Here is a 6,631-nt window from a genome sequence, read left to right as displayed (position 1 = left end):
CGGGGGCTCCGGGGGCTGGCCCGGCGGCCGCCGGAAGAGGATCATGGCCGCACGCCGGCTCCGCCGGGCCACAGAGTCGTGGAGGTACACGTGTCCGTCGCGCCCAGTCACGCGTCAGGAAGCACCGGGGTCCCGCTGCTGGACGAGACGATCGGGGACAACCTCGACCGCACCGTGCGCCGTTTCCCCGACCGGGACGCCCTCGTCGACGTGGCCGCCGGACGGCGGTGGACGTACGCGGAGCTGGCCGCAGACGTGGACGTCCTCGCCCTCGGCCTGCTGGACCTCGGCATCACCGCGGGCGACCGCGTCGGCATCTGGGCGCCCAACCGCGCCGAGTGGACCCTGGTCCAGTACGCCACCGCGAAGATCGGGGCGATCCTGGTCACCGTCAACCCGGCGTACCGCTCGCACGAGCTGGAGTACGTGCTGAACCAGTCGGGGATCCGGCTGCTGGTCGCGGCGGCCGGCTTCAAGGGCTCGGACTACGCGGCGATGATCGAGGAGGTCCGGCCGCGCTGCGCGGACCTGGAGTTCACGGTGCTGCTGGACGGACCGCTGTGGGACTCGCTGCGGGAGCGCGGCGCCCAGGGCGACCCGGCGGACCTCGCACGGGCGGCAGCGGCCCTGGACCCGGGGGACCCGGTGAACATCCAGTACACCTCGGGGACCACGGGCTTCCCCAAGGGCGCCACCCTCTCCCACCGCAACATCCTCAACAACGGCTTCTTCGTCGGGGAGCTGTGCGGCTACACCGAGCGGGACCGGGTGTGCGTACCGGTGCCCTTCTACCACTGCTTCGGCATGGTCATGGGCGCCCTCGCCTGCACCAGCCACGGGGCGGCGATGGTGATCCCGGCCCCGGCCTTCGACCCGGCGGCGACGCTGGCCGCGGTGGAGGCGGAGGCGTGCACCTCGCTGTACGGGGTGCCGACGATGTTCATCGCCGAACTGGCCGCGCCCGGCTTCGACGGGTACGACCTGTCGAGCCTGCGCACCGGGATCATGGCGGGCTCGCCCTGCCCGGTCGAGGTGATGAACGAAGTGATCGAGCGGATGGGGATGGCCGAGGTCTCCATCTGCTACGGCATGACGGAGACCTCCCCGGTGTCCACGCAGACCCGGGTGGACGACTCCGTGGAGCGCAGGGTCTCCACCGTGGGCCGGGTCGGGCCGCACCTGGAGGTCAAGGTCGTCGACCCGGAGACCGGCGCCACCGTCCCGCGCGGCACCCCGGGCGAGCTGTGCACCCGGGGCTACTCCGTGATGCTCGGCTACTGGGGCGAGCCGCAGAAGACCGCCGAGGCCGTGGACGGGGAGGGCTGGATGCACACCGGCGACCTCGCCGTCATGGACGCGGACGGCTACCTGGCCATCACGGGCCGGATCAAGGACATGGTGATCCGGGGCGGCGAGAACCTCTACCCGCGCGAGATCGAGGAGTTCCTGCACGGCCACCCCGACGTCCTGGACGTCCAGGTCATCGGCGTGCCCGACGCCAAGTACGGGGAGGAGCTGATGGCCTGGGTGCGGATGCGCGAGGGGGCCGAGCCGCTGACGGCGGAGACGGTCCGCGCGTACTGCTCGGGCCGCCTGGCCCACTTCAAGATCCCGCGCTACGTCCACGTCGTGGACGAGTTCCCGATGACGGTCACCGGCAAGATCCGCAAGGTGGAGATGCGCGAGGCGGCGGCCCGCCTGCTGGAGTCGATGTAGTACGCATTTGGTTGCTCCGGGCGGCAGTTGGGGCTTTGATCACGCATGGCAGGCTGTCGCCATGCAGTTGCGTGATGTGATCCTCTCCGGCGGCCCGGCGCCGTTCCGGTACCTCGGCGGCGGCGAGGAGGGCCTGCGGCGGCCCGTGCTCGCCGCCGTGACCATCGACCTGCCGGATCCGGGACGGTTCGTCTCCCCGGGGGACCTGGTGCTGTCGGGGCTGGTGTGGCTGCGGCCGGACCTCGGGCGCGCCGACGCCTTCGTACGGATCGTCCTGGAGGCGGGCGCCGTCGCGCTGGGGGCGGGCGAGGCGGAGTTCGGGAACGTGCCGGACGAACTGGTGCGGGCCTGCGAGCGGCACGGGCTGCCGCTGTTCGCGGTGGGCGTGGACGTCCCCTTCGGCCCCGTCGCCGAGTTCGTGGCGCGCGGCCGCAGCGGGGCCCGCGTCGGGAACCTCGCCGCGCTCGTGGACCGGCACCGGCGGCTGATGGCGTCCCGGCCCGGCAGCGGCGCCGGGGCGGGTGCGCTCCTGGACCTGCTGCTGTCCGAGCTGGACCTCCGCGCCCACGTGCTCTCCCCCACCGGGCGGCTGATCGCGGGCGCCCGGCCGCCGCTGCCGGAGCGGACGGCCACCGCCCTGGCCGGGCGGTTCCTGGCCGCCGAGCGCTCCGGCCGGCGCGCCCCGCACCGCACGACGGCCCACGGGGTGCCCTACTCGCTGTTCCCGGTGCGGTCGGCGCCGGGTGCCGGGCCCGCGCTGACCGACTGGGCCGTCGCGGTGGAGGCCGACAGCGGGGACTGGCACGACGAGCGCATCGGCCTCGTGGAACGGCTGGCCGGGCTGATCGCCGTGGAGCGCGGCGGCCGTGACGCCGACCGCACGGCGCGCCGCCGGGCCGCCGGGCGGCTGCTGGGGCTGCTGGACTCCGGGGGAACGGGCACCGAGGCGCGCGACCAGGTCCGGGACGCCGCCGGGCGGCTCGCGGCGGAGGCGCCCGGTGGCGGGGGCCGCTGGCAGGCCGTCGCGGCCCGGCTGGACGGCGTACCGGGCGGCGACGGGCCGTCGCCGGTGCGGGACCTGCTGGAGGATGTGCTGCTGCACCCGGCCTGCCTGGGGCCGGGCGCCGCCCGGCGGATCGGGCTCGCCGCCGCGCTCGACGGGCGCGAGGCCGTGGCCTTCGTACGGGTCGCCCCGGGCGCGGAGCTGACCCCGGAGGCGGTCCGGGAGGCCGCGTACGGGGCGCTGCCGCGCGGGCTGCGCGGCGGGGAGCGGCTGAGCCTCGGCCTCGGCGACCCGGTGGCGGAGCCGGACGACCTGCGGCACACCCTGGCGGAGGCCCGCAGCGCCCGCCGGGTCGCGGCCGGCCCGGAGGCGGAGGCGGAGGCGGTCGCCGTGCGCGGCACCGGGGACATGGCGGCGCACGTCATGTCGCTGCTGCCGCTGCTCCCCGCGGAGGTCAGGCGGGCCTTCAGCCGGCGGCTGCTGGCGCCGCTGCACGCGTACGACCGGCGCCACCAGTCCGAACTGGTCCCGACGCTGCGGTCGTTCCTGGAGCACGACGGCTCATGGGCGCGCTGCGGCGAGGCCCTGCACCTGCACGTGAACTCGCTGCGGTACCGGATCAACCGGATCGAGTCGCTGACCGGGCGGGACCTGGCCCGGCTGGAGGACAAGATGGACTTCGCGGCGGCCCTGCGCATGGACTAAGCCCGCACCGGCCCCCGTCCCCGTCTCCTTCTCCCCCGCACCGTCCCCTTCTTCCCCGCACCGTCCCCTTCTCCCCCGCACCGGCCCGCTCACCGCGCGTGCCGGATCCGGGCCAGGAGCAGGACCGTGTCGTCGGTGGCCGCGTCGGGGACCAGGGCCGACAGGACCCGGTCCACCTCCTCCTCCAACGGGCCCTCGACCGCCGCGAGCCGCTCCCGCAGGGCGTCCAGGCCCGCCTCGATGTCCTGGCCCCGCGCCTCGACGAGCCCGTCGGTGTAGAGGGCGAGGACCGCCCCGTCGGGGAGGTGGGCGCCGGCCGTGCGAAAGGGGACCCCGCCGACGCCGAGCGGGACGCCGAGGCCGCCGCCGAGGGTCTCGACGGTGCCGTCGGGGCGGCGCACGAGGGGCGGGGGGTGGCCGGCGTTCGCGATGCGGGCGCGGCCGGTGTGCGGGTCGTACTCGACGTAGACGCAGGTGGCCAGTTCGATGCCGGACTCCCGAGCGCACGCGTCGAGTTCGCCGAGGAGCCGCTCGGGCTCCGGGCCGTGGCGGGCCAGCGCCTTGGCGGTGATGCGCAGCCGGCCCATCGAGGCGGCTGCGGGCACCCCGTGGCCCATGACGTCGCCGACGACGAGGGCGACCCGGCCCCCGGGCAGGTCGATCACGTCGTACCAGTCGCCGCCGACCTCCGTGGCCCGGCTGCCCGGCAGGTAGCGGTGCGCGATGGCCACGTGCTCGCTGCGGGCCAGGGCACTCGGCAGCAGGGCGCGCTGGAGGGTGAGGGCGATGTCCTGGACCCGGCTGTAGAGGCGGGCGTTGTCCAGGCACAGGGCGGCGCGGGAGGCGAGTTCCCCGGCGAGGCTCAGGTCCTGTTCGGTGAAGTCGGGGCGGGCGGAGGCGCGTCCGAACATGGCGATGCCCTGCACGCTGCCCCGGGCGATGAGCGGGGCGATGACGATGCGGTCCAGGCCGCTCTCCAGGAGCAGCCGGGCGCGTCCGGGCCGGTCGGTGGCCCCGGCCGCGAACTCCTCGTCGACCCGTACGCAGAGCGGGCGGCCGGCGGCGAACATGCGGTGGATGCCGGAACCCGCGGGGTACTGCACCCGCTCCAGGCCGGCCACCAGCTCGGGCGCGGGCGGCGGCAGCACGGTGCCGGACGCGATGCGGCGGGTGAACAGGGGCAGCCGCGGGTCGAAGGCCTCCGCGGGGTTCATCCACTCCACCAGCTCGACGACGCAGCCGTCGCAGAAGTCCGGTACGGCCACCTCGACCAGCTCCCGGGCGGTGGTGTCCACGTCCAGGGAGGTGCCGACGCCTGCGGCGGCCCGGTCCAGCAGCGCCAGGCGCCGGCGGGCCGCGGTGGCCTCCAGCAGGGCCCGCTCCCGGTCGGTGACGTCGACCAGCAGGCCGCCCACACCCGGGCGGGTCTCCCCGGCCCGGCTGAGCGGGAACAGGCTGACGGACCGCACCTGGTCGCGGTCGGGGCGGCCCGGGGTGCGCATCCCCACCAGGGCGCCGACGAGGGGACGGCCCTCCTCGGCGACGGCGCGCAGCATCCGCTGGAACTCGCCGTCGTCGGAGGTGAGCATGATCTCGTCGGTGGCACGGCCCAGGTGGGCGGCGACGGGGAGGCCGTCCATGTCGGCCAGCGCCTGGTTGAGGTGGACGTAGCGCAGGTCCTGGTCGAGCATGACCAGGCCGATGGGGCAGGTCTCGAAGAGGGCGTCGAGGAAGGCGAGGTTGGTCTTCACCCGGTCGAGCTCGTCCGCCCTGCTGGCCAGCCCCATGATCACCGGGTCGTCGGCGCTGCCGGCCACCGGGAAGACGCGGAACCCGCAGTCGAAGACGGAGCCGTCGCGGTGCAGGGCCGGCAGCCGGACCCGCCAGTACCCGAGGGTCCGGGCCCGTTCCGTGAGCAGCGCGGCGGAGCCGGGGGTGTCCGCGGGGGGTTCGGGGAAGAGGGCGGAGGCGGGCCGGGACAGCACGTCGGCGGCCTCGTGCCCGAAGAGCCCCTGCGCGCCGGGCCCCCAGAAGCGGATCCGGCCGTCGCCGTCCATGCCGAAGACGGCCACCGCCACGTGCTCCAGCAGGGACCCCGGCTCCGACCGGATCGGACCGGCAGCCCCCGCGCCCCCCGCCTGCTCCGACGGCACCGGAAGCCTCCTCTGCCCGGGCGCGCGGGGGGACGCGCCGCTCCCCTACATTCTGCGCGCCATCGGCGGAGCGGACATCACGGCGCCGGCCCGTCCTGCGCGACCACCCGGCGGGGGTCGAGGACGATCTGCCGGGGGGTCCAGCAGTCGGCGCTCTCGATCGCGATCGCGGCCGAGCAGCCGGCGCACAGCATGTTGGCGCCGCCCGTGCCGTCGGGGCCGCAGCAGCCGCCGCGGTTCCTCCCGTCGGGGGTGGGCGCCATGCCGCGGGCGTCGCCGGGGCCGATGACGATGCTGCCGGTCGGGCCGCCGGGCGCGAGGTGCGACTTCAGCGTGGGGTGGGGCACCTTGGAGAAGGCGGACGGCCGGGGGTCGTAGGCGAAGCGGCCGGGCGGGATCCGCGGCGGGCACTCGCCCTCGGCCTCGTAGGGCAGCGGTCCCTCCCGCTCCGGGAGGGGCACCTCGTCGACCTCGGCGGTGACGGCCGTACCGCAGTCGGCGCATCGGAAGACGGTCATGCCCCGTCCTCTCCGGCCGCCCAGCCGGTCAGGGCGACGACGTCGAGGGCGATGCCGGTGACGGACCGGCCGTCGGTGGGGACGCGCACCACCCAGGGCGGCGCTTCGCCCTCCAGCCGCCGGGACATCAGCCGGCTCCGGGCCACGTGGGCCTCCAGTTGGCTGCCGGTCTCACGGACGGCCAGACGGCGCCGGGCGGTGGCGTCGGTGGCGGTGAGGAGCACCCCGATGACGCGGGGCGTGCCGCCCATGGCGCGGGTGATCAGGGCGGGGTCCAGGACGGAGACGGTGTTGGTGTAGATCAGCCGGCGCTGGCCGAGCGCAGTGTAGTTGCGCCAGAGCGCGGCCAGGTTGGCCTCGGTCAGCCGGGAGCGGTCGGGGTCGCCGGGCGGGGCGGGGTGCGCCTGGTCGAGGTTGTCGCCCTCGACCAGGCAGTGGGCGACCCGGGCGGCGCGCAGCCGCACCGAGACCTCCCAGCCGACCGTGGACTTCCCGACGCCGGACCGGCCGCCGATGAGCAGTACCTCACAGGGCCC

The 6,631-nt window shown here is 75.7% G+C and carries 5 protein-coding genes; 2 read left to right on the top strand and 3 right to left on the bottom strand.

Annotation, left to right across the window (positions count from 1 at the left end; translation table 11 throughout):
* Positions 1-90: 90 nt before the first annotated feature.
* Both SSNG_RS30990 and SSNG_RS30985 read left to right on the top strand, forming a co-directional pair.
* Positions 91-1,716 (top strand): AMP-binding protein, encoded by a 1,626-nt coding sequence (locus tag SSNG_RS30990; protein WP_241695155.1) that lies wholly within the window; start codon positions 91-93, stop codon positions 1,714-1,716.
* Between the two features lie 61 nt (positions 1,717-1,777).
* Positions 1,778-3,424 (top strand): PucR family transcriptional regulator ligand-binding domain-containing protein, encoded by a 1,647-nt coding sequence (locus SSNG_RS30985; RefSeq protein WP_007267894.1) that lies wholly within the window; start codon positions 1,778-1,780, stop codon positions 3,422-3,424.
* 89 nt (positions 3,425-3,513) lie between these two features.
* Here SSNG_RS30985 and SSNG_RS30980 read toward each other — a convergent pair whose 3' ends face one another.
* The 3 genes from SSNG_RS30980 to SSNG_RS30970 form a co-directional block, all read right to left on the bottom strand.
* A complete protein-coding gene (locus SSNG_RS30980) occupies positions 3,514-5,577 on the bottom strand; it encodes a SpoIIE family protein phosphatase (protein WP_007267893.1) in 2,064 nt (687 codons plus the stop codon).
* A gap of 77 nt (positions 5,578-5,654) precedes the next feature.
* Positions 5,655-6,095, bottom strand: coding sequence for a hypothetical protein (locus tag SSNG_RS38250; RefSeq protein ID WP_007267892.1), 441 nt, complete (start codon positions 6,093-6,095; stop codon positions 5,655-5,657).
* The gene (locus SSNG_RS30970) at positions 6,092-6,616 is read right to left on the bottom strand and encodes a hypothetical protein (RefSeq protein ID WP_007267891.1); all 525 of its coding nucleotides are present in this window, start codon (positions 6,614-6,616) and stop codon (positions 6,092-6,094) included. The genes SSNG_RS38250 and SSNG_RS30970 overlap by 4 nt, the downstream gene beginning before the upstream one ends.
* Between the last annotated feature and the right edge of the window lie 15 nt (positions 6,617-6,631).

Origin of the sequence: Streptomyces sp. C (assembly GCF_000158895.1) — a bacterium.
Taxonomy (GTDB): domain Bacteria; phylum Actinomycetota; class Actinomycetes; order Streptomycetales; family Streptomycetaceae; genus Streptomyces; species Streptomyces racemochromogenes.
Note: the sequence above shows the minus strand (reverse complement) of the source record. Positions and strands in the feature narration are given on the sequence as shown.

Coding starts and splice junctions, on each gene's coding strand:
- SSNG_RS30985 (WP_007267894.1), top strand. CDS start 1,778: ATGCAGTTGCGTGATGTGATCCTCTCCGGCGGCCCGGCGCCGTTCCGG.
- SSNG_RS38250 (WP_007267892.1), bottom strand. CDS start 6,095: ATGACCGTCTTCCGATGCGCCGACTGCGGTACGGCCGTCACCGCCGAG.